Below are 25,705 nucleotides of genomic sequence, written 5' to 3'. Positions count from 1 at the left end.
AGGGCACCGGTGCCCTCACCGGCAGCCGCAGGTCGCGAGCCGTGTGGCCGCCGCGTCGAGGGCCGCCTCGGCCGCGCCGGCGTCCCTGGTGTCCGAGGCGAGGAACGCGAACGCCAGCACCCGCCCCTCGGCGGTCACCGCCGTGCCGGCCAGGGCGTTCACGCCGGTCAGGGTGCCGGTCTTGGCCCGCACCAGGCCCGCGCCGCCGTCCCCGCCCTCGCCGCCGCCGCCGTCGTAACGGCCGGCCAGGGTGCCGGTGAAGCCCGCCACCGGCAGCCCGGTCAGCGCCGGGCGCAGCTCGGGCCGCTGCGGGTCGGCGGCCAGCGCGAGGGCGCGGGTGAGCAGGGCGGCGCTGACGCGCCCGTCGCGGTCGAGGCCGCTGGCGTCGGCGAGCCGCACGCCGTCCAGCGGCAGCCCGAGCGCGTCGAGGCGCGCGGTGAGGGCCCGGTCCACGCCGCGGAAGTCGGCCGGCTGCCCGGCGTCCACGGCCACGGCCCTGGCCACGGCCTCGGCCAGGTCGTTGTCGCTGTGCGTGAGCATGCGCTCGACGAGGACGGACAGCGGCGCGGAGCGGTGGACGGCCAGCCGCTGCGCGTCCTCGGGCGCGGTCTGCCGCCCCGGCCGCCCGTCGCCGCCCCCGATGCCCTCGTCGGCGAGGAGTCCCGCGAAGACCGCGGCGGCCTCGGCGGCCGGGTCCGCCGTGCGCGGGGCCGGGCCGCTGGTGCTGTCGTCGGTGCGGCCCGCGTTCAGCTGGAGGGGGGTGATGGTCGCGATGTTGCTGTTGCCCTCCCCGATCGGGTGAAGTTGCTCGCGCGGGTAGCGGGAGATGTCGTAGGCGACGCCCGCGGTCTCGACGTCCCGCTCCGCGAGCGCCCGCGCGGTGCGGTGGGCGAGCCCTCGGAGGTCGTCCCTCGTGAGGGTGGTGTCCCCGCCGCCGACCAGGACGACCCGTTCCCGCTCCGCGTCCCACACGGCCTCGGTGGTGAGCCTGTGGTCGGGGCCCAGGGCGTCGAGCGCGGCGACGGCGGTCAGCGACTTGACCGTGGAGGCCGGGGCGCGGCCCTCGCCCGCGTCGGACGCGTAGAGCGCGGTGCCCGTGGAGATGTCCACGACCGCGCCCGCCGCGCCCTCGCCGAGCGCCGGGTCCGCGAGCAGCGGCGCGAGCGCGCGTTCGACGGCGGCGGGGGACAGCGGGGTGCCCGCGCCGTCGAGGGGTGGGAGCACGGGCGCCGCAGCGGGTACAGTGCCACCCGCACGCTCCGCTTCCGTGCTGTCGCGCTCCGCGTCCGCCGCGGTCGCGCGGTCGCGTTCGGCCGCCCGCTGCCCGGCGTCCCAGGGACCGGTGAGCGCGACGGCCCCTGCCGCCAGGACGAGGCCGGCCGCCGCCGAGCCGATGGCCGGCCGCCAGGCGGCACGGCGGTCGCGAAGCGCTTGCACTGCCCTGCGCACGGTACGGACCAGCCCCTTTCGCGTGCGGACACCTGCGTGGGGGACACTTAACCACCTGTCGCGAGCGCAGATCGGTTAAGGAGTGTCCCCGTGCAGTTCGACGTCACCATCGAGATCCCCAAGGGTTCCCGGAACAAGTACGAGGTGGATCACAAGACGGGGCGGCTCCGGCTGGACCGCCACCTGTTCACCTCGACTGTGTACCCGGCGGACTACGGGTTCGTGGAGGGCACGCTGGGTGAGGACGGAGATCCGCTCGACGCGCTGGTGCTTCTGGAGGAGCCGACGTTCCCCGGCTGCCTGATCGAGTGCCGCGTGATCGGCATGTTCCGGATGCGCGACGAGGCGGGCGGCGACGACAAGCTGCTGTGCGTGCCGGCCTCCGACCCGCGGATGGCGCACTTCCAGGACATCGACTCGGTGAGCGAGTTCGACCGGCAGCGCATCCAGCACTTCTTCGAGGTCTACAAGGACCTGGAGCCCGGCAAGTCGGTCGAGGGCGCCAACTGGGTCGGCCGCGCCGAGGCCGAGGCCGAGATCGAGGCGTCCATCAAGCGGCTCGCGGCCTCGGGCGAGCAGCACTGAACGGCCGCCCACCGGCCCGTGCCGGTGGGCGGGCACCGACGGTCTGCGGTGTGAGAACCTGAGGTCAGAGCCCCACCGGCTCCTGGACGAGGTGCGCCGTACCCAGCCATGACAAGACGGCGCGGGGAGTCTTGTGATGGCGTGGATCGTTCTGGTGGTCTCCGGTGTTCTCGAAGCCGTGTGGGCCACGGCCCTCGGCAAGTCGAACGGCTTCAGCCGCCCGGTGCCGACGGCCGTGTTCGGCGTGGCACTCGCGCTGAGCATGGCCGGCCTCTCCTACGCGCTGCGCACCCTCCCGGTGGGCACCGGTTACGCCGTGTGGGTGGGTATCGGGGCCGTGCTGACGGCCGCCTACGGGATGGCGTTCGAGGGCGAGAGCGCGAGCGTGGTGAAAGTGCTGCTGCTCGCGGGCATCGTCGGGTGCGTGATCGGCCTGAAGCTCGTGCACTGAGCAGGGGCGGGGCGGCCGGGTCCGCGGGCCCGGCCACCCGGCCGCCGCCGGTCGCGCGGGGGTGCTCAGAACCCGCGGGTGCGCTTGGCGCCGCGGCGGCCGATGGGCGTGGTCTGGCCCGGCGTCTTGATGAACAGCCGCGCGATCTCGTTGCCCAGGTTCACGCCGACGGCGATGGCGAGCGCGAGGGTGACGGCGGTCAGCAGGTTTTCCAGGCCGGCGTTCACGTTGCCCTGGGCGAAGCCGAGCAGGCCCAGGTAGACGGCGCTGCCCGGCAGCAGCGGGCCGATGGCCGCGGTCACGTAGGGCAGCGACGAGGTGAACCGGTACCGGGACTGGAGCTGACCGAACAGGCCCACCATGCCGGCGCCCACGGCCGTGGCGGCGAACGGCGAGAGTCCCGCGGTGTCGTGCATCGCGCCGTAGACGAGCCAGGCGACGCCGCCGTTGAGGGTGGCGGGGATCACCGTGTTCCGCGACTGCTGGAGCAGCACGCAGAAGGTCAGGGACAGCAGCAGCGCGGCGCCGAGCTGGATGGCGGGTCTGGTGGCGCGGGCCACGACGTCGGGGTCGAGCCGCACGCCCGAGGTCTCCCCGATGTAGAGCACGGCGAGCACGCCGCAGACGATGCCGACGCTGAGGTAGATCACTTCGAGCAGGCGGGCGGAGGCCGTGAGGTAATAGCCCGTCAGGCCGTCCTGCACGCCGGCCACCAGGGCCCGCCCGGGGATGAGCGCGAAGAGCCCTCCGGTGATCATCGCCGCCGCCTGCACCTCCTCGCGGCCCGTGGTGTGCGAGGACGCCCACAGCACGCCGACGGTGGCCGGGGCCATGGCGGCGGCGACGAACCCGTAGAACTCCGGCAGTCCGCGGCTCGACGCCAGCCACGCCAGCCGGTCGCCGACCATGGCGCCGAGCGCGGCCAGCAGGAACACCTGCCAGCCGCCGCCGACCAGCGTGCTCGCGGCGCCGGCGAGCAGGCCGGCCGCGATCGTCAGCTGCCACTTGGTGAACGGGTGCCGGTTGCGCCGGATGTCCGCGAGCCTGCGGTACGCCTCCTCAAGCGTGACGTCCCCGCCCGAGATGTCGTCGACGAGCTGGAACACCGCCGCCAGGCGCGTGTAGTCGGTGCCGCGGCGGCGCACCGTGCGGCTGAGCGAGACGGGGGGTTCGACCAGCGAGGGCTGGTGGGTCACCGAGATCAGGGTGAAGGTGACGGTGGCCTCGCAGCGGTCGAGGCCGTAGGCGTGCGTGACGCCGAACATCGCCGCCTCGACGTCCTCGGCGCCCTCGCCCCCGGCGAGCAGCAGCTCCCCGATGCGCAGGGTCAGGTCGAGCACCCTGGGCACGGGCAGCGCCGTGTCGTCCTCGCCGCGCGGCACGTACTCGGGCGCCGGGCGTTCTGCCAGCGGCAGCCTGACCATGCTGCGCATGCGGTCCTGCCACGGGCTGGTGCCCCGGTTCCACGACAGGGCGGGTATGCCCTGCGCCGGGGTGTACTCGCTGTGCTGCTCCTGGCGCGGCGTCACCGTCAGCCCCTCGGGCACCGCGAACTCGGACGTCGGGTGCTCGCTCTCCTGAGCGGGCAGTTCGAGCCCCTCGGGAACGGCGAAGCCGGAGGTCGTCTCCGAATCCGTCGGCTCCTGCGCGCCCGGCCGCGTGATGTCCCCGGCCACTGTCGTTCCGCTCCTCACTCCCGGGATTCGGCCACCCGGTCGAGTGGCCCTCTCGCGAGCATAGGTTCATCCGTGCGGCGCCGCCCGGGCGCGGTGGCGCACGGGCGGCGGGAGGGGCGCGGCGCGTCAGCGGCTCAGCCGCCCGAAGCGGGTCAGGGCGAGCGGGACGAAGACGGCGAGCAGGGCGAGGGGCCAGGCCACCGCGAGCGCGAGGGCGTGGTCGGCGGCCCAGGAGTCGTTCGGCCAGCCGGGGTTGCCGAAGAGTTCGCGAACGGCCCCCGCGGTGGCGGACATCGGGTTCCAGTCGGCCACGGCCGCGAGCCAGCCGGGCATGGTCGAGGGCGAGGTGATGGCGTTGGAGCAGAACACCACGGGCCAGATGAGCAGCTGCACCGCCTGGACCATCTCCGTGCGGCCGGCCACCAGGGCGAGGAGGATGCCGGCCCACAGCATCGCGAAGCGCAGCAGGAGCAGCAGGCCGACGGCCGCCATGCCCTCGGCGAACGTGCCGTGCCAGCGCCAGCCGACGAGCCACCCGGCGCCGAGCAGGACCAGCAGCCCGACGGCGGACTCGGCCATGTCGAGCAGGCTGCGCCCGACGAGCACGGAGGAGGGGGCGATGGGCATCGAGCGGAAGCGGTCGAGGAGGCCGCGGTCGATGTCGGCGGTGAGCGCGACCATGGTGCTTTCGAGGCCGAACGCCATGGCCATCGTGAGCATGCCGGGCACCAGGAACGCGGCGTAGTCGCCGCCGCCCGCCACCGCCATGCCGCCGCCGATGAAGTACGTGAACATCACGAGCATCAGCACGGGGAACGCGAGGCCCACCAGGAGCTGTCCCGGCCGGCGTGCCCAGTGGGCGAAGCCCCGGCGGGCCATGGTCGCGGAGTCGCTGACGAGCCGGCGGGCCCTGGGCACGGGCACGATCGCGGGTTCGGTCGCGGGTTCGGTCGCTGGTGCGGTCGCGGCACTCACGCGGCGGCCTCCTTGCTCGCGGCGGTCAGGTGGAGGAAGACCTCGTCGAGGGTGGGCCGGCGCAGGGCGATGTCCTCGGCGTCGATGCCGGCGGCGGCCAGGGCCCGCACGGTCTCGGTGAGCGCGGTCATCCGGTCGGTGACCGGCGCGCTGACCAGGGCGCGTTCCGGGTCGGTCGCGGCCTGCGCGGCGCCGGTCGCGGCGGCCACCGCGGCGGCGGCCTCGGCGAGGCGGGCGGGGTCGCGCACGACCACGTCGACCCGGTCGCCGCCGACGGCGGCCTTGAGGTCGTCCGCGGTGCCCTCGGCGACGCGCCGGCCGCCGTCGAGCACGGAGATGCGGTCGGCGAGCTGGTCGGCCTCCTCCAGGTACTGGGTGGTGAGGAGCACGGTGGTGCCGCCGCCGACGAGGGAGCGCACCGCCTGCCACACCTCGGCGCGGCCCCTGGGGTCGAGCCCTGTGGTGGGCTCGTCGAGGAAGAGGACGGCGGGCCGCGTGATGAGGCAGGCGGCCAGGTCGAGGCGGCGGCGCATGCCGCCGCTGTAGTGGCGGACGGCCTTGGCGCCGGTGTCCGCGAGGTCGAACCGGTCGAGGAGTTCGGCGGCGCGGCGGGCCGCGGCGCGCCCGCCGAGGTGGTAGAGGCGGCCGAAGAGTTCGAGGTTCTGCCGGCCGCTCAGTTCCTCGTCGAGCGCGGCGTGCTGCCCGAGCAGGCCGATGCGGTACCTGACCGCGTCGGGCTCGGCCGCGACGTCGTGGCCCGCGACCCGGGCCAGGCCGCTGTCGGGGCGGAGCAGGGTGGTCAGGACGCGGACGGCGGTGGTCTTGCCCGCGCCGTTGGGCCCGAGGAGGCCGTGCACCGTGCCGCGCGGCACGGTGAGGTCGAGGCCGTCGAGCGCCTGGGTGGCGGACTTGGCCCGGCCGAGGGACTTCCTCAGGTCCCGGACGGTGATCGCGTCCTCGCCTGAGCCGGAGCCTGAGCCGGCACCGGAGCCGCCGGACGCGCCGGTGTGCTGTGCGGGGGTGGGCAACCCGTTTCCCCTTCCGTGCGGTGTGTGCGCGGCCCGCGCGGGCGGAGCACACACTAGTCAAATTTGACGAGTGAGCCAGGGAGCGGGACGGTAGCCGACCCGGAGCCCACTAGTCAAACTTGATTAGCACCCTGCCCGCGCCTCTCCCGCGCTCGCCCGAGGCCGCGGCGCCGGGTAGCGCGGTGAGAGACTGCCCGGCACGTAAGCCATGTCGAGGAGAGGCGGCGGCCCATGTCGGTCATCCGGCTGCTGGTCCTGGGCGCCGTGCGCCAGCACGGCCGCGCCCACGGCTACCAGGTGCGCAACGACCTGGAGTTCTGGGGCGCGCACCAGTGGTCGACGGCCAAGCCGGGCTCGATCTACCATTCGCTGAAGCAGATGGCCAAGCAGGGGCTGCTGATCGCGCACGAGGTCGCCCCCAGCACGGCGGGCGGCCCGCCGCGCACGGAGTACGAGCTGACGCCCGAGGGCGAGGAGACCTACCTCGACCTGCTGCGCTGGGCCCTGCGCTCGCACGACGAACGCATCGACGTGCTGACCGGCGGGGTCGGGTTCCTCGTCGACCTGCCGAGGGCCGAGGCCATCGCGCTGCTCAAGGAGCGCGTCGCGGCGCTTGAGGCGTGGCGGGCCGAGGTGCTCGACGCCTGGACGCCGCAGGAGTCACCGGCCGAGTGGGGCCACATCGGCGAGGTCATGCGGCTGTGGGTGCACAACGCCGACAGCAGCGCCGCGTGGACGCGCGGCCTCATCGAACGCCTGGAGCACGGCGCCTACGTGATGGCGGGCGAGGGCCGGCGCAGCGTCGAGGTCCTGCCCGACGGCATGACCAACCCGTTCGCCTGAGCACACGCCCTCCGGCCGGGCCCTGCCCCCGCCCGCCACCGCCTCACACCAACTGGCGCATCCCGTGGATCAGCTGCCGGGTGCCCGCCTCGTCGAGCGCCTCGGCGGCCAGCCGGTCGAGCACGACCTGGTAGGCCGCGACCTCCTCGCCCTTGTCCAGGTACAGCGCGCCCGTCAGCTGCTCCAGGTACACCAGGTCGGACAACTCCCGTTCCGCGAAGCGCAGCAGCGTGAACGCGCCCGACTCCGCGACGTGCCCGCCGCGGACGAAGGGCACGACCTGGAGGGTGACGTTGGGGTGCTCGGAGAATTCGAGCAGCGTCCGCAACTGCCCCTCCATCACCTCGCGTCCGCCGTACGGCCTGCGCAGCGCCGCCTCGTCGAGCACGCAGTGCAGGTGCGGCCCGCTGTCGGAGAGCAGCAGCTTCCGCCGGTCGAGGCGCAGCGCGATGCGCCGGTCGATCTCCTTGCGCGAGGGCGTTCCCTTGTGGCCGCTGACCATGACCGCGTGCGCGTACTCCTCGCTCTGGAGCAGGCCGTGCACGAACTGCAACTCGTAGGTGCCGATCCGCTCCGCCGCGGCTTCGAGCCCGATGTAGGTCTGGAACCAGCTCGGCAGCACGTCGCTGTAGCTGTGCCACCATCCCGCCTGCCCGGAGGAACGGGCGAGGCCGAGCAGCGGCTCGCGCTCGGCCTCGTCTGTCACCCCGTACAGGGTCAGGAGATCGGCCACGTCGCGCTGCTTGAAGCTGACGCGGCCCAGTTCCATTCTGCTGATCTTCGACTCGGAGGCGCGGATCGAGTATCCGGCCTCCTCCCGGGTCACTCCGCGCGCCTCGCGCAGCTGCCGCAGCTGCGAGCCGAGGAGTATGCGGCGCACCATGGAGCCGCCGGCCCGCTGCCCCCCGGTGGCGCCGGCGCTCGGCGCCCCGGCCGTCCGCTGAGTTCTCATGCGCTCCCTCGCCCTCCAGTTCTGCCGGTGCGAAGTCTGCCACCTCGGGGCTCCGTTGGGTGTGCGCCCGGTTACAGCGGATCAATTTTTTTCGTGCACGTGCATCTGCCCTTGCATTTGCCCTGAGCGTTGGGAAGCATGAGATCCACGCGCCGTCACCGGCGTGCTCATGACCTTCGCCCTCGCGGACGGGCGCGGGGAGAACGGGGGTTGCTACTCATGACGTCAGCCCGTCCAGGACAGCCGTGCCGCAGTCGCATCGCCAGGAGTGTCGCGCCATGGGGACCGGAGGAACGCCCATGCTCGACGTGTTAGGGCACCGGTCCCTCCCGGTCGATGTCCGCACCCTGTCGGGCACGGCGACACTGCCGCTGGCCTCCCGGCCCGAATCGGTGCGCACCGCGAGGAATTTCACGCGCAGCACGCTCCACGGCTGGCGACTGCCCGAGCAGTTCGACGCGGTCTCCCTCGTGGTCTCCGAGCTGGTGACGAACGCGCTGCGGCACGGCACCGCGGCGCGGCCGGCGGAGCCCGAGCCCGCCGCGCCCGCGACCGCTCCCCCCGCCGGGCCCCAGGCGGGCCGGCCGGCCGTGAACGGGGCGGCGGCACGGGCCGCGGTCGAGCTCGAACTGATCCGCTGCGCCGGGCGCCTGGTGTGCGCCGTGCGGGACCCGAGCGCGGCCGGGCCGCGGCTCGGCGAGGTGGACGGCACGGCCGAGTCGGGCCGCGGCCTCCACCTGGTGGAGTGCTTCAGCGACGGCTGGGGCTGGCGCCCGCTGACGGGGGAACGACGCGGCAAGGTGGTGTGGGCCGTCTTCCGCACCGGCTGACCCCGCGGGCGGGCCGGCCCCCGGGGCGGCCGGGCGGGCGGCTAACCGATCAGGTGGTCGAACTCCCCGTCCTTGACGCCGCGCAGCAGCGCCTCGACCTCGGCGGTGGTGTAGACGAGCGCGGGCCCCTCGGGGAACCGGGAGTTGCGGACGGCCACGTCCCCGCTCGGCAGTTTGGCGAACTCCGCGCAGGTGCCCTGCGAGTTGCTGTGGCTGCTCTTCAACCACACCACGCCCCGGAGCTTGTGCGCGGCGATGCCGTTGTACGCGTCGGGCACTGGTTCTCTCCCGGTCGTGCGAGTGGTGCATAGGGAGCCCCACGCACAACCATGAGACTCAACTGTCCCGGATCATAACGTCGTTCAATTGCATATGCACGGGATAATGCACGTGCACGACGCGGCGTCGCCGCGCCGTCACCCGTGGTCGGGATCTCCGGGTGGGACGGCCGGGGACGCCGCGCGGTTCCCGCCGTTCACAGGGCCGGGTCGAGCAGCGCGTCGAACGCGGACGGCAGCCGCCGCCAGGCGTCCCGCCCCGCCGCGTACTCCGCCTCGCTGAGCAGGCAGGACGCCAGCATGGCCCGGATGCCGTGCCGGTCGATGCCGGGTCCTGTGAACGCGAGCAACTGCACGCGGTCACCGAACTCCGGGTGCCAGTCGATCGCCGCCGCCGCCCGCCGGACGCCTGGCACCATCGCCCACGCCACGTCGGGCAGCGTGGCCAGCCAGGGCCCCGCGCTCTCCACGGAGAGGGTGCCGCCCGCCGCGTCCCAGGACAGCAGCGTGTCCGGGCGGTCGGCCAGCCAGAACCTGCCGCGGCTGCGCGGCGCGGCGCACGTGAGGTCCTCAAGGGCGTTGAAGAGCCGCCCGGGGTGGAAGGGCCGCCGGTGCCGCCACAGCAGCGTGCCGACGCCGTACTCCTGGGCGTCCTGCGGCAGCAGCGCGCTGGCCGGGTGCTGCCGCTCCGCCGCCGCGGCGGCGTCGAAGCCCGACGCGGCGAGCAGCGGGAACGCGGGGTCGCCGACCGCGACCTGCCGCGCCGTCGGGTGCAGCTGGGTCAGCAGCGCGAGGTCGGCCTCGGACACGGGGTCCTCGCCGTGCGCCACGGCCACCACCGTCGCGTATTCGAGCTGCCGTGCCCAGGTGTCCGCGACGGTGCGCCGGTCCTCGGGCGCGGCGGGGAGCCCGACGTCCGCGAGGTCGTCGCCGCAGGCCAGGTAGGGCAGCACGAGGGCGGGGTCGACGGCCGTCACGACGCCGGCCGGCCGCAGCGCCCCCGCGGCGTGCTCCGCGACGGCCTCGGCCATGGCCCTGGGCTCGACGGAGTCCCACAGCTCGACGACGGCCAGCGCGCAGTCCCGGCCCTCCGCCAGCCGCCGCAGCTGGGGCACCAGGTCCTCGCGCACGGCGCAGCACGGGCAGTCGTCGACCGGCGGGGCCTCCCCCCGCTGCCTGACGCCCCCGGCGTCGCGGACGGTCCTGACGACGGTGGCGCCGGAGAGGTCGTGGTGCAGGGCCAGGCTGCCCGGCAGGGCGGCGAGGAGGTGTTCGACTGCTTCCCGCCGCGCCTGCGCGTGCAGCCCCGCGACGAACACGACCGGCAGCGCCGGGACGGGCGTCACCGCTCCCCCCGCTTGCCGTAACGGCGCTCGAACCGCTCCACGCGCCCCGCCGTGTCGAGCACGCGCGCGGTGCCGGTGTAGAAGGCGTGGCTCGCGGAGGAGATCTCGACGTCGATCACGGGGTACGTCTCGCCGTCCTCCCACTCGATGGTCCGGTCGCTCGTGGCGGTCGAACGCGTCAGGAAGGCGAAGCCCGCGGCGCGGTCGCGGAAGACGACCGGCCGGTACTCGGGGTGGATTCCGGACTTCATGGCGGCTCCTTTCCACTGCTGCGGAGTGCTCCGGCTGGGTGGTTCGCGAGGTTCGTCCCGACCCGAGTACCCGGTGACCGCCGGCCATGACAGCCGGACCCGCTCCCGTTCCCGCCCGGGCCCGCTCCCCACTATACAGAAACGGAAACCATTTTCATTAAGAAGAGGATCACACCGCCGCCCGGCGCGACCCGTGTCGCGGCGCGGCGTTCCGTGGTCCACTGGACACCAGGAGTGACCCCGGGGGAAGCCGGGAGTAGCGGAGAGGTGACGCCGATGCCACGTCCGGTCCGAGGCGCCCGCGGCGCGGCGCGCACGTCGTTCGGGCGCTTGCTGCCGGTCGTGCTCGCCGTGCTCGCGGCGCTGACCGCCGGGTGCCAGGCCGAGGAGCGGGACGAGGACGAGGGGCGTTCGCCGTTCACGGGCCGCCCGGCCGAAAGCGGCGCCCGCGTGCTCGCCGTGAAGGTCGACAACGCGCCCCAGGCGCGGCCCCACACCGGGCTCGGCGAGGCGGACCTGGTCTACGTCGAGCAGGTGGAGGCCGGGCTCAGCCGCCTGGTCGCGGTGTACGCGGACCGGCTGCCCGAGCGCGTCGGCCCGGTGCGCAGCGCGCGGGAGTCCGATATCGAGCTGCTGGCGCAGTTCGACGAGCCGGCGCTGGCCTACTCGGGTGTGCAGAGCCGGCTGCGGGACGAGGTGGCGGACGCGCGGCTGGTCCCGGTGTCGCCCGACACCGCGCCCGGCGCCTACCTGCGCGACCCGGAGCGCGCGGCGCCGCACAACCTGTACGCGCGGCCCGCCGCCGTGCTCGACGCGGCGCCTGGGGCCGGGGAGGCCGACGACATCGGCTTCGTGTTCGGCGAACCGCCGGCCGAGGGCGGCACCCGCGTCGAACGGCACCGCGTCGACTACCCGAACGCGACGTTCGACTTCACGTGGTCGGAAGGGGAAGGAACGCCGGGCTGGCAGGTCGCGATGGACGGCACGCCGGTGCCCGGTGTGTCACCCGCCACCGTCGTCGTGCAGGAGGTCACCGTCCGCGACTCCGAGTACGGCGACTCCCTGGGCAACGTCACCCCCTACACCGAGACCGTCGGCTCGGGCGACGCCGTCGTCCTGCGCGACGGGCAGGCGTTCGAGGCGGAGTGGGAGCGGCGCGGGGAGCGCTCGGGCACGGAGTTCACGACGCCGGACGGCGATCCGCTGCGCTTCGCGACCGGTCAGGTGTGGGTGGTGTACGCGGCGGCCTGACGAGTCCTGGCGTGAGCGCGAGGCTGATCAGCAGCGAGGCCGCCGCCATGGCGCCCATCGCCTGCCCGGGCGGCAGCCACTGGGCCGCGGCCCCCGCCAGGGTCGCGCCGACGGCCTGCATGGTCATGGTGCCGGCGGCCTGGAGGCCGAGCGCCTGGCCCCTGATCTCCTCGGGCGTGAGCGCGATCAGCCGTTCCTGGAGCAGCAGCGAGGCGCTGAAGCCCGTGCAGGCCAGCGCGACGAGCGCGGCGGCCAGCGGCAGCGGCAGCCGCCAGGCCGCCGGCAGCGCGAACAGGAGGAACGGCGCGGCGAGCAGCAGCCGCAGCGGCGTGATCAGCGCGGGCCGCCGCGCGGCCGGGACGAACCTGCCCAGCGCCACGTCCCCGGCGAGCATGCCGAACGCTGACGCGGCGAACAGCACGCCCGCCGCCTCCGGCGACCAGGGCACGAACAGGGCCTCGCAGCCGACGACCAGCCCGTTGGGCAGCCACAGCGCGAGGTAGACGTACCGGCGTTCGGCCGCCGACCACAGCCGCCGGTTGACGCGCCAGGTCTCGCGCACCGAAGGACGCCCGCCGCCGGGCGCCGGGCGGTCGCGCAGGCCGAGGCGCGCCACGGCGGCCGAGGCGAGGAAGAGGGCGGCGGAGAGCAGCAGCGCCCCCCGCGCGGAGACGGCCGCGACCAGCAGCCCGCCCGCCGCGTAGCCGGCGACCTGCGTGGCGCCGCCCGCGACGGCGAGCACGGAACGGCCAAGCACGTAGCCATCGGCGGGCAGGATCCGCAGCAGCAGCCCCCAGCGCAGGCCGCCGGTCACCGAGCCGACCAGGCCGGTGACCAGGACGAGGGGCAGCGCGGTCCACACCGGCGCCCCCGGCACGGCGAGCAGCAGCGCCGCGCCCGCGCACACCACCGGCGCGGCGGTCAGCCCCGCGCGCGGTCTGAGCCGGTCGGCCGCCGACATCAGCAGGGTCGCGCCGATGGCGTGCGCGAACGAGCCGCCGAACATGCTCAGCGCGGTGAGCAGCGGCGACCCGGTCGCCCGGTGCACCAGGGTGCCCAGGGCGAGCCCCTGCACCGTGAGGGCCGCCAGGTGCGCGGCGGTGGTCGCGAACAGCGGGGTGAACTCGGGCGCGTGGAACAGTTGACGGTAGGTGCGCATGCCCGGGAGTGTTCCGGCGGGCCGCGCTGGAGCGCGAGAGATTCGGGTGGAGGCGAAACGTCGGTGGGCGTGTGGCTGGTGGGCTCCGACGTGCTGGCGCGCGGCCGGTTCGCGGTCTCGGCGCTGTCCGAGACGGTCGCGGCGCTGCTCGGGCTCGCGGGGATCGGCGTCGCGCCGGGCGAGGCGGGACGGCTCGCGGCGCACCGGCCCGCGTTCCGCGCGCTGCTGGCGCGCGAGCCGTTCGCGGCGGCGTTCGTCGCGCACGCGGTGCGCCCGCGCTGGCTGCCCGACTTCCTGACCGTGCCACCGCTGCCGGGGGACAGCTCGTTCCACGACGAGCTCGACCGGCTGCGGGCGACGCCGCGCCCGCGCGTGGCCGCCGACCTGGCCGAGTGCCGGGTCAGGAACGGCGACCCGGGCCCGCCGCCGCCCGCGCTCGACGTGCCGGACCCGGCCGGTGCCACCGCCGCGCTGCTCGGCTGGGTGTGGACGCACGTGGTCGCGGCGGACTGGCCGCGCAGGCGGCGGCTGTTCGAGGCTGACATCGTGTCGAGGACGCACGCGGTCGGCACCGGCGGCTGGGCGGCGACGGTGGCGGGGCTGCGCCCCGGGCTGCGCTGGCTCGGCGAGGGGCGGCTGCGGATCAACGCCCGCCCCTACCCGCCGCGCGACCTGGCGGCGGCGCAGCTGCTGTTCATCCCGGTCACGACGCCGCGCGGCTGGGTGGGCTGGGACGAGCCGCACCGGTACGCCATCACCTACCCGTGCGCCGGGCTGCTGGGTGCGGAAGGACCGGCGCCCGCGCCCGCCGAGGCGCTGCGGCGGCTGATCGGCCCGGCCCGCGCGGCGGTGCTCGCGGCGCTGGCCGCGCCGCGCAGCACGACGCAGCTGGCCGCCATGACGGGGCTCGCGCTCGGCTCGGTGGGCGGCCACCTGAGGGTGCTGCGCGAGGCGGGGCTCGTCGACCGGCGCCGCGCGGGCCGTTCGGTGCTGTACTACCGCACGGAGCTGGGCGAGCGGCTGGCGGAACGCTGACCGCGCGCCGCCGCGCCCGGCCGGCCCGTGGTCAGCGCGTCGACCGTGGTGACCGCGCGCAGGTCGGCGCCGTCGCGCCCCAGCTCCAGCACGATCGCGCCCGCAGAGCCGCGGACCGACCGGGAACTGGTCGCCGCCGTCGGCTACGGCACCGGGGCAGGGCCGCGGGGCGGGCGCCGTCTCCGGCAGGGCGAGGTGGCCCACCGTCGTGAGGCCGTCGGCCGGGTACGCGACCGTTCGCGTGGTCACCGTGTTCGCGCGGCCCGCCGTAGTGATCTCGGTCCGGGCCCGGACCGGTGTTCCGCCACGGGCGGAGCGGCCGGGGGCGCGCATTGACTTCAAGTAATGTTCAAGTTCTAGCCTCTCGGTCATGAGCATGGAGATGACCGCGTGGAACGCGCTGTACAACGCCCGGCACGCCAAGGACGACCAGCGGCCGTTCTCCCGCCGCACCCTGCGCCGCATCGGCGCCTTCGCCCGCCCGCACCGGGCGGCGCTGGTGTGGTTCCTGCTGCTGAGCGTGGCGTCCGCGCTGTTCGCCGTGGCCACGCCCGTGCTCGCCGGCCGGGTCGTCACCGCGATCACGGAGGGCGCGGCCGAACGCACGGTCGTCCTGCTGGCCCTGCTGATCGCCGCCATCGCGGTGGCCGAGGCAGCCGTCGGCCTGCTCGCGCGCTGGCTGTCGGCCCGCATCGGCGAGGGGCTGATCCTCGACCTGCGCACCACGGTGTACGACCACGTCCAGCGCATGCCGGTCGCGTTCTTCACCAGGACCAGGACCGGCGCCCTGGTCAGCCGCCTGAACTCGGACGTGATCGGCGCGCAGCGCGCGTTCAGCGGAACGCTCTCCGGCGTCCTCGGCAACGTGGTGACGCTGCTGCTCGCGCTCGTCGTCATGCTCGGCATCAGCTGGCGGATCACGCTGCTCGCGCTCGCGCTGCTGCCCGTGTTCGTGCTGCCCGCCCGGCGCATGGGCGCGCGCCTCGCCCGGCTCTCGCGCGAGGCGGCCAACCACAACGCGGTGATGTCCACGCAGATGACCGAGCGCTTCTCCGCGCCCGGCGCGACGCTCGTGAAGCTGTACGGGCGGCCCGAGGAGGAGTCGCGCGAGTTCGCCGCGCGCGCCGGGCGCGTGCGGGACATCGGCATCCGCACGGCGATGCTCCAGATGGTGTTCGTGACCTCGCTGACGCTGGTGTCCGCCCTCGCCCTCGCCCTGGTCTACGGCCTTGGCGGCTGGTACGCGCTGCGCGGCGGCCTCGAACCCGGCGCGGTCGTGTCGCTCGCGCTGCTGCTGACCCGGCTCTACGCGCCGCTGACGGCGCTCGCGGGGGCGCGGGTGGAGGTGATGAGCGCCCTGGTCAGCTTCCAGCGGGTGTTCGAGGTGCTCGACCTCAAGCCGCTGATCGAGGAGCGGCCCGGCGCCGCGGCCGTTCCGCCCGGGCCCGTGGCCGTGGAGTTCGAGAACGTCGACTTCGGCTACCCGGCCGCGGACCGGGTCTCGCTCGCGTCCCTCGAAGAGGTGGCCACGCTCGACGCGCGCGGCGGCGAACAGGTCCTGCACGACGTGTCGTTCCGCGCGGAGCCCGGCCGGCTCGTCGCCCTGGTCGGCTCGTCGGGCGCGGGCAAGTCGACCATCGCCCAGCTCGTGCCGCGGCTGTACGACGCGGACCGGGGAACGGTGCGCGTCGGCGGGGTGGACGTGCGCGACCTCTCGGCCGCCTCGCTGCGCGAGACCCTCGGCATGGTCACGCAGGACGGGCACCTCTTCCACGACACCGTGCGCGCCAACCTGCTGTTCGCGCGCCCCGATGCCGACGAGGCGGACCTGTGGGACGCGCTGCGCAGGGCCCGGCTCACCGACCTGGTCGCCGCGCTGCCCGACGGGCTCGACACGGTGGTCGGGGAACGCGGCTACCGGCTCTCGGGCGGCGAGCGGCAGCGCCTGACGATCGCGCGGCTGCTGCTGGCCAGGCCCAGGGTGGTGATCCTGGACGAGGCGACCGCGCACCTGGACGCCACCTCGGAGGCGGCGGTGCAGGAGGCGCTCACCGAGGTGCTCGCGGGCCGCACGTCCGTCGTCATCGCGCACCGGCTCTCGACGGTGCGCGCGGCGGACCTGATCCTCGTGGTCGAGGCCGGCCGGATCGTCGAACGCGGCACGCACGACGCGTTGCTGGCCGCGGGCGGCCGGTACGAGGAGCTGTACCGGACGCAGTTCGAGACGGATGCGGAACCGCGCGGTGAGGACCTGGCGGCGGCCGGGCCCCGGGGGACCGGAGAACCCGTCAGCTGACGGCCCGTCGGCCGCGCTCCCCCGGTCGGCGCACTTCAGCGGGCGGCGTTCCGGTAACGCCCACAACATGATCATATGACCCTCAGTCTTGATCATCTTCGTCGCTGCACGGTGGCCGCGGACCTCGGCGCCGCCCGCACCCGCGTCTACGCCAAACAGCACGGCCTCATCGTCGACGAGCCGTCCGTCGTCGCGATGAACACCAAGACCGGCGCACTCATCGCCGTCGGCGCGCCGGCCGAACGGATGGCCGGCCGCACCCCCGCCAACATCCGCGTCATCAGACCCGTCAACGGCGGCACCGTCGTCGACATCGAGATGGCGCAGCGCATGCTGCGCGCCATGGTCGGCGGCAAGCTGCGCCGCACGTGGCGGCTGCGCCCGCTGCTGCGCGCCGCCGTGTGCATCCCCCACGACGCCGACCCGCTGGCCAGGCGCGCCGCGCTGGAGACGCTGATCGGGCTCGGCGCGCGCCGCGTCGAGCTCGTGGACAGCCTCATCACCGCGGGCATCGGCTGCGGCCTGCCCGTCGAGGAGCCGGAGGCCACCCTCATCGTGCAGGTCGGCGCCGCGACCACGGAGATCGCCGTCCTCTCCCTCGGCTCGATCGTCGCCGCCGACAAGGTGCCCATGGGCGGCGAGACCATCGACCGCGCCCTCGTCCAGCACCTGCGCAACCGGCACGAACTGCTGCTGCCGAGCCAGGCCGTCCGCCCGCTGCACGACGCGCTGGCCGGCCCGTTCCCGCACATCACCGAGGTCTCGGGGCGCGACGTGGCCACCGGCCTGGCCCGCACGGTCAAGGTGGACCCCGAGGAACTGCGCGCCGCCGTGCGCCCGCCGCTGACCGGCCTGCTCGACACGATCCGCGCCGTGCTGCACCGCTGCCCGCCCGACCTGGTCGCCGACCTCGCGGAACGCGGCGTCATGCTGACCGGCGGCGCGGCGCGCCTGCCCGGGCTCGACACCGCCATCCGCACCAACACCGGGATGCCCGTCAACGTCGCGGAGGAGCCCGGCCTGTGCGCCGTTCAGGGGCTCGGCGCCCTCATCGAGGGCAAGGTCAGGCCGCTGGGCCGGCCCAGCCTGCGGCCCGCCCGAGGGCCGGGCGCGCGGCAGCGCCGCCGCGCCGCGCGGCAGGCCGCGGCGGAGGCCGAGCAGGCGGCGCTGCCGGGCGCCGGCGCGGAGGCCACGCGCGCGGAGGCCGTTCGCACGGAGGCTGCCCGCGCGCAGGAGGTGCCGCTGGTGCGGGCCAAGAGCCCCGCGGAGGCCAGGGCGCAGAGCCCGGCCGAAGCCCGCGTGCGGGCCGTCGAGATCGAGCGGGCCGAGGAGCCGGAAGCCGCGAGGTCCTGACCGGCGGCCCGCCGTCCGCCCCGCGCGGCGCGCGGGGCGGACGCGCGTGCCCGCCGGGGGGCGGGCGGGGCGCGGCAGGGGTGGAGCGGCAGGGGACAATGGTCGGCGACCACCGTGAGAGCGCGAGAGAAGGCGTGAGGGTTCATGAGCACGCACTACGACGTCGTCGTCCTGGGCGCGGGACCCGGCGGCTACACCGCAGCGGTCCGCGCCAGCCAGCTTGGGCTGCGGACCGCGGTCGTCGAGGAGAAGTACTGGGGCGGTGTGTGCCTGAACGTCGGGTGCATCCCCTCCAAGGCGCTGCTGCGCAACGCCGAGCTGGCGCACCTGTTCACGCACGAGGCCAAGACCTTCGGCATCCGCGCCGAGGGCGCCGTCACCTTCGACTACGGCGCGGCGTTCCAGCGCAGCCGCAAGGTCGCGGACGGCCGTGTGAGCGGCGTGCACTACCTGATGAAGAAGAACGGCATCACCGAGTACGACGGTCGCGGCACGTTCACCGACGCCCACACGCTCCAGGTGGCGCTCGGCTCGGGCGGGACCGAGACGGTGACGTTCGACCACTGCGTCATCGCCGCGGGCGCGACCACCCGGCTGCTGCCCGGCACGAAGCTCAGCGACCGCGTCGTCACCTACGAGGAGCAGATCCTCACCGAGGAACTGCCCGGCAGCATCGTGATCGCCGGCGCGGGCGCGATCGGCGTCGAGTTCGCCTACGTGCTGCACAACTACGGCGTCAAGGTGACGATCGTCGAGTTCCTCGACCGGCTGGTGCCGCTTGAGGACGCCGAGGTCTCCAAGGAACTGGCCCGCCAGTACCGCAAGCTGGGCATCCAGGTGCTCACCTCGACCCGCGTCGACGCCATCGACGACTCCGACCCGAACGCCCCGGTGCGGGTCACCGTGACCAACGGCAAGGGCGAGCAGCAGGTGCTGGAGACCGACAAGGTGCTCCAGGCCATCGGGTTCGCGCCGCGCGTGGAGGGCTACGGCCTGGAGAACACCGGCGTCGCCCTGACCGAGCGCAAGGCGATCGAGGTCGACGGCCGCTGCCGCACCAGCGTTCCGCACATCTTCGCCATCGGGGACGTGACGGCGAAGCTGATGCTGGCGCACGCCGCGGAGTCCATGGGCATCGTCGCGGCCGAGACGATCGGCGACGCCGAGACGATGGAGCTCGACTACCCGATGATCCCGCGGGCCACGTACTGCCAGCCGCAGATCGCGAGCTTCGGGTTCACCGAGGAGCAGGCCAGGGAGCGCGGCCACGACATCAAGGTCGTGAAGTTCCCGTTCACGGCGAACGGCAAGGCCCACGGCCTCGGCCAGCCCTCTGGCTTCGTCAAGATCATCAGCGACACCGAGCACGGCGAACTGCTCGGCGCGCACCTGATCGGCCCCGAGGTCACCGAGCTGCTGCCCGAGCTGACCCTGGCCCAGCAGTGGGACCTCACCGTCCACGAGGTGGCGCGCAACGTCCACGCCCACCCGACGCTGGGCGAGGCGGTCAAGGAGGCGATCCACGGCCTGGCCGGCCACATGATCAACATGTGACCCCGGCCCCCGGCCACCTCGAACGGCCCGCCCCGACCGGCGTCGGGTGCGGGCCGTTCCGGTCGTTGCCGGCCCTCACCGGCCCCCCGGGGCCGTGAGACCGTTTGTCGCGTAATACACTTTGTCTTACGCTTACCTCATGGCTGACACCATCACGATCCGCAGCGATGCGGAGACCGAGCACGCGGTCGACGTCCTCACGCGCGACGGCGGCTCCCGCTCGGCCGCCATCCGCCAAGCGGTGCTGGAAGCGGCCCAGCGCAGGGAGCGCGCCGCCGCCATGCGACGTGCCGCGCTGCGCCTGCCGCTGGGCGAGCCGGACGGCATCGACGTCGCCGCCGAGATCTCCAGGGAGCGCGGGGAAGAGCGTCCGTGATCTATCTCGACTCCGCCGCGGTCGTCAAACTCGTCCACGCCGAAGCCGAGTCCCAGGCCCTGCGCGACTGGCTGGACGAGCGGGCGGAGACCGGCTGGACCAGTTCGTCCCTGGTGGAGATCGAATCGTTCCGGGCCCTGGCCCGGCACGCCCCGCAGTCCGCCACACGGCTCGCCGCGATCCTGGACCTGATCGACATGGTCGACTTGGCACCGCGCATCCGCGTCCTGGCTCAGTCCGTGCGGCCGGCGACGGTGCGGAGCCTGGACGCCATCCACCTCGGCACGGCCCTGTCCATCCATCCCCGGCTCACCTCGTTCGTCACCTACGACAAGCGGCTGGCCGACGCCGCACGAGCCGCCGAACTGCCCGTCGACATCCCGTCCTGACGCCCGGGCGGGCGCGACCGTGACCGCGCGCGGCTGCGGCCCCTCACCGGTCGCGACGGCGAGCCGCGCCGGGCGGCCCCGTCCGCCTCGGCACCCCGAAGGTCAGCCGACCTCACAGGGCAACGCCGCTAGCGAGGTGCCGCGAGTACGTCCCGGAGTACGTGTTCGAGCGTGACGCGGGCCAGCTCGTGCCTCAGGGTCTCCTCGATGCCCTCGTAGATGCTCCGCATGACCGGCTGGATGCCGTGACCCACCACGCATCCCTGGTCGGGGGCGGTGCGGTGCATCGCGAACAGCGGTCCGGGTTCCACTGCCTCGTACACGTCGAGCAGGGTCATCGACTCCAGCTCGCGTGCCAGCGACCAGCCCGCGCCCACGCCCCGCCGTGACTCCACGAGCCCGGCCCTGCGCAGCTCGCCGAGCAGCCGTCTGATCACCACGGGGTTGGTGTTCGCGCTGGTCGCGATCTGCTCGGAGGTGGCGACCTCATGCCCCTGGCGCTGGTACAGGCCGATCCAGGCCAGCGCGTGGGCGGCGATGGTCAGCCTGCTGTTGGCGCTCATGGACCCCTCCTCCCGGCCGCAACGCTTCATGTTACGACAGCGCAGTCGTAACAGCGATAGTTGCGACCGGTCGTTGTAACAGTTAACGTTACGACTATCAGGTGGGGTCAATCAACGAGGTGGGAAGAATGAGCAAGCCACTCACGGGCAAGGTCGCCCTGGTCACCGGGGGGTCGCGCGGACTGGGAGCCGCGACCGTACGACTGCTGGCCGAGCAGGGCGCCGACGTCGCCTTCACCTACGTCAGCTCCGAGAAACAGGCGCAGGCCGTCGTCGACGAGGTGCACGGCAAGGGAGCCAAGGCCGTCGCCTTCCAGTCCGACCAGGCGGACACGAGCCGGGCGCCGGCGCTGATCGACAGCGTGGTCGCGCACTTCGGCGGCCTGGACATCCTCGTCAACAACGCGGCGATCTCCGTGGCTGGCACGGTGGACGACCCGGACGCCGACACCGCCGCGCTGGACCGGATGCACGCCACCAATTACCTCGGCGTGATCGCCGTCATCCGGGCCGCCTCCCGAGTGCTGCGCACGGGCGGCCGCATCGTCACGGTGAGTTCCGGGCTGGGCTCCCGGGTCGGAGTCCCCGGCCTTGCCGACTACTCGGCGACCAAGTCCGGGATCGAGAGGTACACCATGGGCGTCGCACGCGACCTCGGCCCCCGCGACATCACGGCCAACGTCGTAGAGGCCGGACTGATGGAGGGCGGCATGGAACCGCCGGACCCCGAGACCCTCAAGGCCCTGGTCGGCTCGCTGTCCCTGCAACGCATAGGGCGCCCCGAGGAGATCGCGGCGGCGATCGCCTTCCTTGCGGGCCCCACCGCGTCGTACGTCACGGGCGCGGTGCTGGACGCCCACGGTGGCTACAACGCCTGAACCCGAGCCCCTGCCGCGCGCCCCGAAGGACATCGTGCCTTCGGGGCGCGGGTGTACTCCGCTCGGCGTACGCGGGGGGCGCGGGCCGCGCCTACCGTGGGGGCATGGGCGTGGAACTGCTGGTCACGGCGGCCGTCGGCTGCCTCACGGCCGCCGACCTGGCGGCGAACGTGCCCGGCTCGCGCGAGGACGACTGGCTCAGCTGGACGCTGCTCGCCGTCTCGGTGCTCGGGCTGCTCGCCCACCGGCGCCGCCCGCTGCTCTCCGCGGGCGTGACGGGGGCGGCGAGCCTGGGCTGGACGGTGCACGGGCACCTCGGGGAGCTGCTGAACCTGCCCGTGATGGTCGCGCTCTACTGGGTCGCGGTGCGCGGCGACCGGCGCAGGACGCTGCGGGTCGGCGTGGCCGGGGCGCTGCTCTCGGGCGCCGCCGCCGTGGTCGCCGGGCACGAGCAGGGCCGACCCGTTCCCTCGCCCGTGCTGGAGATGGCCATTCCGCTGGTGCCGCTGCTGCTCGGGGAGGTCGTGCGCGGCCGGCAGGAGCTGACCCGCAGGGCTGCGGAGGAGCACGCGCGGGAGACCGCCCGCCGGCTGCGCGAGGAACGGGTACTGCTCGCCCGCGAGTTGCACGACGTCATCGCGCACACCGTGTCCGCGATGACCGTGCAGGCCGGGGTGGCGCTCGACGCGTTCGACCGCAGGCCCGAGGTGGCACGCGCCGCGCTGCGGCAGGTCAGGGACTCGGGCAAGGAGGCGGTGCGGGAGCTGCGCACCACGGTGGCGTTCCTCCGCGAGGACGGCGCGGCGGCCCCGGTCGTTCCGGCGCCGACGCTCGCGCACCTGCCCGACCTGGTGGAACGCGTGCCCCTGCCCGTGGCGCTGCGCTGCTCCCCCGGCCCGCCGCCGCTGCCGCCGCTGGTCGAACTGACCGCGTACCGCGTCGTGCAGGAGGCGCTGACCAACGTGGTGAAGCACTCGGCGGCCCGGCACGCGGCCGTCTCCGTCCGCGCCGCGCCGGGGCGGCTGCTGGTGGAGGTCACCGACGACGGGCCGCCCGTGGCCCGGCCGGGCCGGGCCGCTGGCGGGTTCGGCCTGCTCGGCATGCGGGAGCGGGTGTCGGCGGCCGGCGGCACGCTGGAGCACGGGCCGCTGCCGGCCGGCGGCTACCGGGTGCTGGCCCTGCTGCCCCTCGGGGACGGCGCGCGGCCGACCGAGGACGGCCACCGGCCGGCGGAGAACGACGCACGGCCGGGCCGGGACGGCTGATCCAGGGGGCGGAGGCAGCGCCTCCCGGCAGCTGACGCCGGTCACCGGGGCGTCGGGACCGGCGGCCCGCGGCGGGTCGTTCCCGTGGGTGGGTGCGACTGGGTGGGCGCGACGATGGAACGCGCCCCCATGTACTCCCGGCCGAGGGTGACCTCAGCGCAGGAGGGGCAGGCTGCCGGTCAGCTTCTGCACCTGCTTGCGCGGCCCGTACAGCGCGACGCCCAGGTAGGCGAGGTCCGCGTCGGTGGCCGCCCCGAGCAGTCCGGCGTAGTCCTCGTAGGTGCGGGTGCGCTGCGCGCAGTCGGTGAAGTCGACCGTGAGCACGTCGTCGTGCTCGCGCACCGCCCGGTTCCTGATCGCCTTCACGGTGTCCGCGTCGGCCGTCAGGATCGGGAGGGGAACGGTGGTGATGCCGACGTGCGCGCTGCCGTCGGCGTCCTTGAGGTCCGGCCCGATGAGCGACTCGACCTGGCGGCCGAGGGAGAGGGCGAGTACCGAGGCGGCGTTCGCGGCGAGGCCGGCCGGCAGGGCGGCGTCGACGACGATGGCGACCTTGTGCGGCGCCGGGTTGCTCACTGACATGAGGTTTCCGCTCTGTCCTTTCCGCTCGGGAATAAGTCGATCTCCGATTCATCGCTCCGATGTGACCGTCTCAGGAGACGAAGCGCCATGGCCTCGCCGCCTGCACCCCGAGGGCCCAGGGGAACAATGCCACCGGACCGCTCCGGCGCCCCGTACCCTCTGCGAGCTGCGCGTTTCTCCCCTATCGACGGCCCCTCGGAAACGCGCGCGCCATGCAAAGGAAACATGCGGCCGACACTCCCCCTGTGCCGATGGATCAGTCTCTGGTCACCGGCCGATCTCAACGTGACTACCTTAGTGGTGAAGTCGAAGCCGAAACAAGTCACGCGGACGTGAAGCGCAGCATTTCCGGGCGCGGCAATGCCTTTCCGGTCCGCCGGTCGGACGCCGCGCCCGGGCGGCGGGCCGCCCCCTGCATCCGGTGCGCGGCGGACTCGGGTGGATGGCCTTGCCGGTCTTCTGGCCCAGCCACGCCTCGCGGTGCTCGGCGGCGCAACGCCCAGGTCTCCGGCGAGCCTTCCCCGGGGTGTCCCTCGTCCGACGGTCGTGGTGGCGGGACGGTCCGGACCGGGGGGCGATGGGGCGCGGCGCGGGCGGCCTAGGGTGTCGGGATGGAGGTGCGATGACGTCAGCTGTGGTGAAGCGCCTACAGGCGGTGGGCCTGACCGAGTGGGAGGCGCGGGCCTATCTGGCGCTGCTCGACGAGGCGCCCTCGTCCGGGTACGCGGTGGCCAAGCGGTCGGGCGTTCCCACGTCGAAGATCTACCAGGTGCTCGACTCCCTCGCCGGCAAGGGCGCGGTGCACGTCACCAGAGGTGGCACCACCCTCTACCGGGCCCTTGAGCCACAGGAGTTGGTGGAGCGGCTGCGCGGGCAGGCCGCGGACCGGATCGACGCGGCCGAATCCGCTCTCGCGGACTACACCCGGCGGGGGCCCGACGACAGCGCGGCCATCTGGGACCTCCAGGGCGAGACCGAGATCATGGAACGCGCCCGGCGGCTGATCCGCTCGGCCGGGCGCCGCATCATGATGGAGGTGTGGCAGGCCGACGCGTCCCTGCTGCACGCCGATCTGGAGAACGCGGCGGCGCGCGGCGTCGAGGTGATCGTCGTGGCCTACGGGGACCCCGGGTATCCGTTCGCCCAGGTCTACCCGCACCCGTCGACGGACGAGGTGACCGCGGGGCTCGGCGGCCGGTGGCTGGTGGTCAGCGCGGACAGCAGCGAGGTGGTCGCCGGGATCGTCTCGACCGGCGCCGAGAGCCGCGCCGCGTGGACCAGCCATCCGGCGCTCGTCGTCCCGGTCACCGAACTGATCGCGCACGACATCTACAAGCTGGAGATGCTGGCGGCCAGGGGCCCGGAGCTTGAGGCCGACTTCGGTCCCGGACTGATCAGGCTGCGGGAGCGGTTCGCGCACTCCGCGCAGCGCCGGCCGGACGAGGAGGCCCCGCCCGCGCCGGCCGACGCGGAACGTTCCTGACCGCGCGCCGCTCTCGTTCGCGGGCAGGAACCGCGCCGCGCACCGGTCTTCGGGCCGGTCGTGCCGTGGGGCCGCCCGCCTACGCTGTGGGGATGACAGCGACGCGTTCCGAGGAGCAGGGCGCGGCCCGGGTGCGGGTCGTTCTCGCCGACGACCAGACCGTGGTCAGGGCCGGGTTCCGGGCGCTGCTCGACCTCACCGACGACCTCGTGGTGGTCGCCGAGGCCGCCGACGGCGCGCAGGCCGTCGAGGCGGTCCGCGTGACGCGGCCCGACGTGGTGCTCATGGACATCCGCATGCCGCGCGTGGACGGGCTCGCCGCGACCCGCGCCATCGCGGCGGACCCGGCGCTCGGCGGGGTGCGCGTGCTGGTGCTGACGACGTTCGAGGCCGACGAGTACGTGTTCGAGGCGCTGCGCCACGGTGCCGCCGGGTTCCTGCTCAAGGACATCGAGCCGGACGAGCTGCGCGAGGCGATCCGCACGGTCGCCGCCGGGCGCAGCCTGCTCGCGCCCGCGGTGACGCGGCGCGTCATCGAGGAGTTCGCGCGGCTGCGCGCCCCGCTCGCCGGCGCGGCGGCGCGGCTCGCGCCGCTCACCGCGCGCGAACGCGAGGTGATGGCGCTGGTCGCGGCCGGCCTGTCGAACGAGGAGATCGGCCGACGGCTGCTGATGTCGCCGCTGACGGCCAAGACGCACGTCAGCCGCGCCATGACGAAACTCGGCGCCCGCGACCGGGCCCAACTCGTCGTGCTCGCCTACGAAACGGGCCTGGTGCGGGCCGGCGACCCCGGCCACGGGGGCGGCCACCCCGGCGGCGCCTGACGGCGCGGGCCTGAGGCCGCCCGCCGGCTGCTC

25 protein-coding genes, 2 pseudogenes and 1 riboswitch are annotated in these 25,705 nt (G+C 74.3%); of the genes and pseudogenes, 15 read left to right on the top strand and 12 right to left on the bottom strand.

Going from position 1 to position 25,705, the window contains the following annotated elements:
* Positions 1-15 precede the first annotated feature (15 nt).
* On the bottom strand, positions 16-1,437 hold the full coding sequence (gene dacB / locus LC193_RS16840) for a D-alanyl-D-alanine carboxypeptidase/D-alanyl-D-alanine endopeptidase (protein ID WP_226075150.1): 1,422 nt from the start codon (positions 1,435-1,437) through the stop codon (positions 16-18).
* Between the two features lie 102 nt (positions 1,438-1,539).
* Between dacB and LC193_RS16835 the strand changes: the two genes are divergently transcribed.
* Positions 1,540-2,034: an inorganic diphosphatase gene (locus tag LC193_RS16835; protein ID WP_226075149.1), complete on the top strand. Its 495-nt coding sequence runs from the start codon at positions 1,540-1,542 to the stop codon at positions 2,032-2,034.
* Between the two features lie 62 nt (positions 2,035-2,096).
* A riboswitch (guanidine-III (ykkC-III) riboswitch) is annotated at positions 2,097-2,160 on the top strand.
* A gap of 10 nt (positions 2,161-2,170) precedes the next feature.
* Entirely contained in the window at positions 2,171-2,485 is a 315-nt protein-coding gene (locus LC193_RS16830; protein WP_226075148.1) for a DMT family transporter, read from the top strand.
* 65 nt (positions 2,486-2,550) lie between these two features.
* Here the strand turns inward: LC193_RS16830 and LC193_RS16825 are convergent, their stop codons facing one another.
* The 3 genes from LC193_RS16825 to LC193_RS16815 all read right to left on the bottom strand — a co-directional run bounded on the left by LC193_RS16825 (position 2,551) and on the right by LC193_RS16815 (position 6,086).
* Positions 2,551-4,179 carry a threonine/serine exporter family protein gene (locus tag LC193_RS16825; protein WP_404819429.1) on the bottom strand — a complete coding sequence of 543 codons (1,629 nt, stop codon included), beginning with the start codon at positions 4,177-4,179 and terminating at the stop codon, positions 2,551-2,553.
* A gap of 108 nt (positions 4,180-4,287) precedes the next feature.
* Positions 4,288-5,136, bottom strand: a complete 849-nt coding sequence (locus LC193_RS16820; RefSeq protein ID WP_404819428.1) for an ABC transporter permease — start codon at positions 5,134-5,136, stop codon at positions 4,288-4,290.
* Positions 5,133-6,086, bottom strand: coding sequence for an ATP-binding cassette domain-containing protein (locus LC193_RS16815; RefSeq protein WP_226078672.1), 954 nt, complete (start codon positions 6,084-6,086; stop codon positions 5,133-5,135). The genes LC193_RS16820 and LC193_RS16815 overlap by 4 nt, the downstream gene beginning before the upstream one ends.
* 309 nt (positions 6,087-6,395) lie before the next feature.
* Between LC193_RS16815 and LC193_RS16810 the strand changes: the two genes are divergently transcribed.
* Positions 6,396-7,007: a PadR family transcriptional regulator gene (locus LC193_RS16810; protein WP_086159247.1), complete on the top strand. Its 612-nt coding sequence runs from the start codon at positions 6,396-6,398 to the stop codon at positions 7,005-7,007.
* 43 nt (positions 7,008-7,050) lie between these two features.
* Here LC193_RS16810 and LC193_RS16805 read toward each other — a convergent pair whose 3' ends face one another.
* A complete protein-coding gene (locus LC193_RS16805; RefSeq protein WP_404819427.1) occupies positions 7,051-7,959 on the bottom strand; it encodes a helix-turn-helix domain-containing protein in 909 nt (302 codons plus the stop codon).
* A 299-nt stretch (positions 7,960-8,258) separates the two neighbouring features.
* On the opposite strand from LC193_RS16805, the gene LC193_RS16800 reads away from it, so the two are divergent.
* Positions 8,259-8,789: an ATP-binding protein gene (locus LC193_RS16800; protein WP_450264470.1), complete on the top strand. Its 531-nt coding sequence runs from the start codon at positions 8,259-8,261 to the stop codon at positions 8,787-8,789.
* A gap of 41 nt (positions 8,790-8,830) precedes the next feature.
* Here LC193_RS16800 and LC193_RS16795 read toward each other — a convergent pair whose 3' ends face one another.
* From LC193_RS16795 to LC193_RS16785, 3 genes are all read right to left on the bottom strand, one after another.
* Positions 8,831-9,067: a DUF397 domain-containing protein gene (locus tag LC193_RS16795; protein WP_226075143.1), complete on the bottom strand. Its 237-nt coding sequence runs from the start codon at positions 9,065-9,067 to the stop codon at positions 8,831-8,833.
* Between the two features lie 197 nt (positions 9,068-9,264).
* Complete coding sequence (locus tag LC193_RS16790) at positions 9,265-10,413, bottom strand: CobW family GTP-binding protein (RefSeq protein ID WP_226075142.1); 1,149 nt, start codon at positions 10,411-10,413, stop codon at positions 9,265-9,267.
* Complete coding sequence (locus LC193_RS16785) at positions 10,410-10,664, bottom strand: type B 50S ribosomal protein L31 (RefSeq protein WP_226075141.1); 255 nt, start codon at positions 10,662-10,664, stop codon at positions 10,410-10,412. The genes LC193_RS16790 and LC193_RS16785 overlap by 4 nt, the downstream gene beginning before the upstream one ends.
* Positions 10,665-10,940: 276 nt before the next feature.
* Here LC193_RS16785 and LC193_RS16780 point away from each other — a divergent pair, with 276 nt between their 5' ends.
* A complete protein-coding gene (locus LC193_RS16780) occupies positions 10,941-11,915 on the top strand; it encodes a DUF3048 domain-containing protein (protein ID WP_226075140.1) in 975 nt (324 codons plus the stop codon).
* Here LC193_RS16780 and LC193_RS16775 read toward each other — a convergent pair.
* Complete coding sequence (locus LC193_RS16775; protein WP_226075139.1) at positions 11,845-13,074, bottom strand: MFS transporter; 1,230 nt, start codon at positions 13,072-13,074, stop codon at positions 11,845-11,847. The two genes, LC193_RS16780 and LC193_RS16775, sit on opposite strands and share 71 nt — an antisense overlap.
* Before the next feature lie 63 nt (positions 13,075-13,137).
* Between LC193_RS16775 and LC193_RS16770 the strand changes: the two genes are divergently transcribed.
* Positions 13,138-14,109 (top strand): helix-turn-helix domain-containing protein, encoded by a 972-nt coding sequence (locus tag LC193_RS16770; protein WP_226075138.1) that lies wholly within the window; start codon positions 13,138-13,140, stop codon positions 14,107-14,109.
* 2 nt (positions 14,110-14,111) lie between these two features.
* On the opposite strand, the pseudogene LC193_RS16765 reads toward LC193_RS16770, so the two are convergent.
* Positions 14,112-14,385, bottom strand: a pseudogene (locus tag LC193_RS16765) (hypothetical protein); the annotation flags it as partial.
* A 94-nt stretch (positions 14,386-14,479) separates the two neighbouring features.
* Here LC193_RS16765 and LC193_RS16760 point away from each other — a divergent pair.
* The 5 genes and pseudogenes from LC193_RS16760 (at position 14,480) to LC193_RS16740 (ending at position 20,077) form a co-directional block, all read left to right on the top strand.
* On the top strand, positions 14,480-16,405 hold the full coding sequence (locus LC193_RS16760) for an ABC transporter ATP-binding protein (RefSeq protein WP_226075136.1): 1,926 nt from the start codon (positions 14,480-14,482) through the stop codon (positions 16,403-16,405).
* 75 nt (positions 16,406-16,480) lie between these two features.
* Positions 16,481-17,479: pseudogene (locus tag LC193_RS16755) on the top strand (rod shape-determining protein); the annotation flags it as partial.
* 423 nt (positions 17,480-17,902) lie between these two features.
* Complete coding sequence (gene lpdA / locus LC193_RS16750; protein ID WP_226075134.1) at positions 17,903-19,312, top strand: dihydrolipoyl dehydrogenase; 1,410 nt, start codon at positions 17,903-17,905, stop codon at positions 19,310-19,312.
* Positions 19,313-19,451: 139 nt separating this feature from the next.
* Entirely contained in the window at positions 19,452-19,688 is a 237-nt protein-coding gene (locus LC193_RS16745; protein WP_226075131.1) for a hypothetical protein, read from the top strand.
* Positions 19,685-20,077: a type II toxin-antitoxin system VapC family toxin gene (locus LC193_RS16740; protein WP_226075129.1), complete on the top strand. Its 393-nt coding sequence runs from the start codon at positions 19,685-19,687 to the stop codon at positions 20,075-20,077. The genes LC193_RS16745 and LC193_RS16740 overlap by 4 nt, the downstream gene beginning before the upstream one ends.
* Positions 20,078-20,205: 128 nt before the next feature.
* On the opposite strand, the gene LC193_RS16735 is transcribed toward LC193_RS16740, so the two are convergent.
* Positions 20,206-20,640, bottom strand: a complete 435-nt coding sequence (locus tag LC193_RS16735; protein ID WP_226075127.1) for an Rrf2 family transcriptional regulator — start codon at positions 20,638-20,640, stop codon at positions 20,206-20,208.
* Positions 20,641-20,768: 128 nt separating this feature from the next.
* Between LC193_RS16735 and LC193_RS16730 the strand changes: the two genes are divergently transcribed.
* Entirely contained in the window at positions 20,769-21,518 is a 750-nt protein-coding gene (locus LC193_RS16730) for an SDR family NAD(P)-dependent oxidoreductase (protein WP_226075125.1), read from the top strand.
* A gap of 104 nt (positions 21,519-21,622) precedes the next feature.
* A complete protein-coding gene (locus LC193_RS16725) occupies positions 21,623-22,783 on the top strand; it encodes a sensor histidine kinase (protein ID WP_226075123.1) in 1,161 nt (386 codons plus the stop codon).
* Positions 22,784-22,936: 153 nt separating this feature from the next.
* On the opposite strand, the gene LC193_RS16720 is transcribed toward LC193_RS16725, so the two are convergent.
* Positions 22,937-23,359 (bottom strand): DUF2000 domain-containing protein, encoded by a 423-nt coding sequence (locus LC193_RS16720; RefSeq protein ID WP_226075121.1) that lies wholly within the window; start codon positions 23,357-23,359, stop codon positions 22,937-22,939.
* Positions 23,360-23,987: 628 nt separating this feature from the next.
* Here LC193_RS16720 and LC193_RS16715 point away from each other — a divergent pair.
* Both LC193_RS16715 and LC193_RS16710 read left to right on the top strand, forming a co-directional pair.
* Positions 23,988-24,848: a TrmB family transcriptional regulator gene (locus LC193_RS16715; RefSeq protein WP_226075119.1), complete on the top strand. Its 861-nt coding sequence runs from the start codon at positions 23,988-23,990 to the stop codon at positions 24,846-24,848.
* A 92-nt stretch (positions 24,849-24,940) separates the two neighbouring features.
* The gene (locus LC193_RS16710) at positions 24,941-25,672 is read left to right on the top strand and encodes a response regulator (RefSeq protein ID WP_226075118.1); all 732 of its coding nucleotides are present in this window, start codon (positions 24,941-24,943) and stop codon (positions 25,670-25,672) included.
* Positions 25,673-25,705 lie beyond the last annotated feature (33 nt).

Source organism: Streptomyces marincola (assembly GCF_020410765.1).
Lineage (GTDB): Bacteria > Actinomycetota > Actinomycetes > Streptomycetales > Streptomycetaceae > Streptomyces > Streptomyces marincola.
This window is presented reverse-complemented; position numbering and strand designations above follow the sequence as displayed.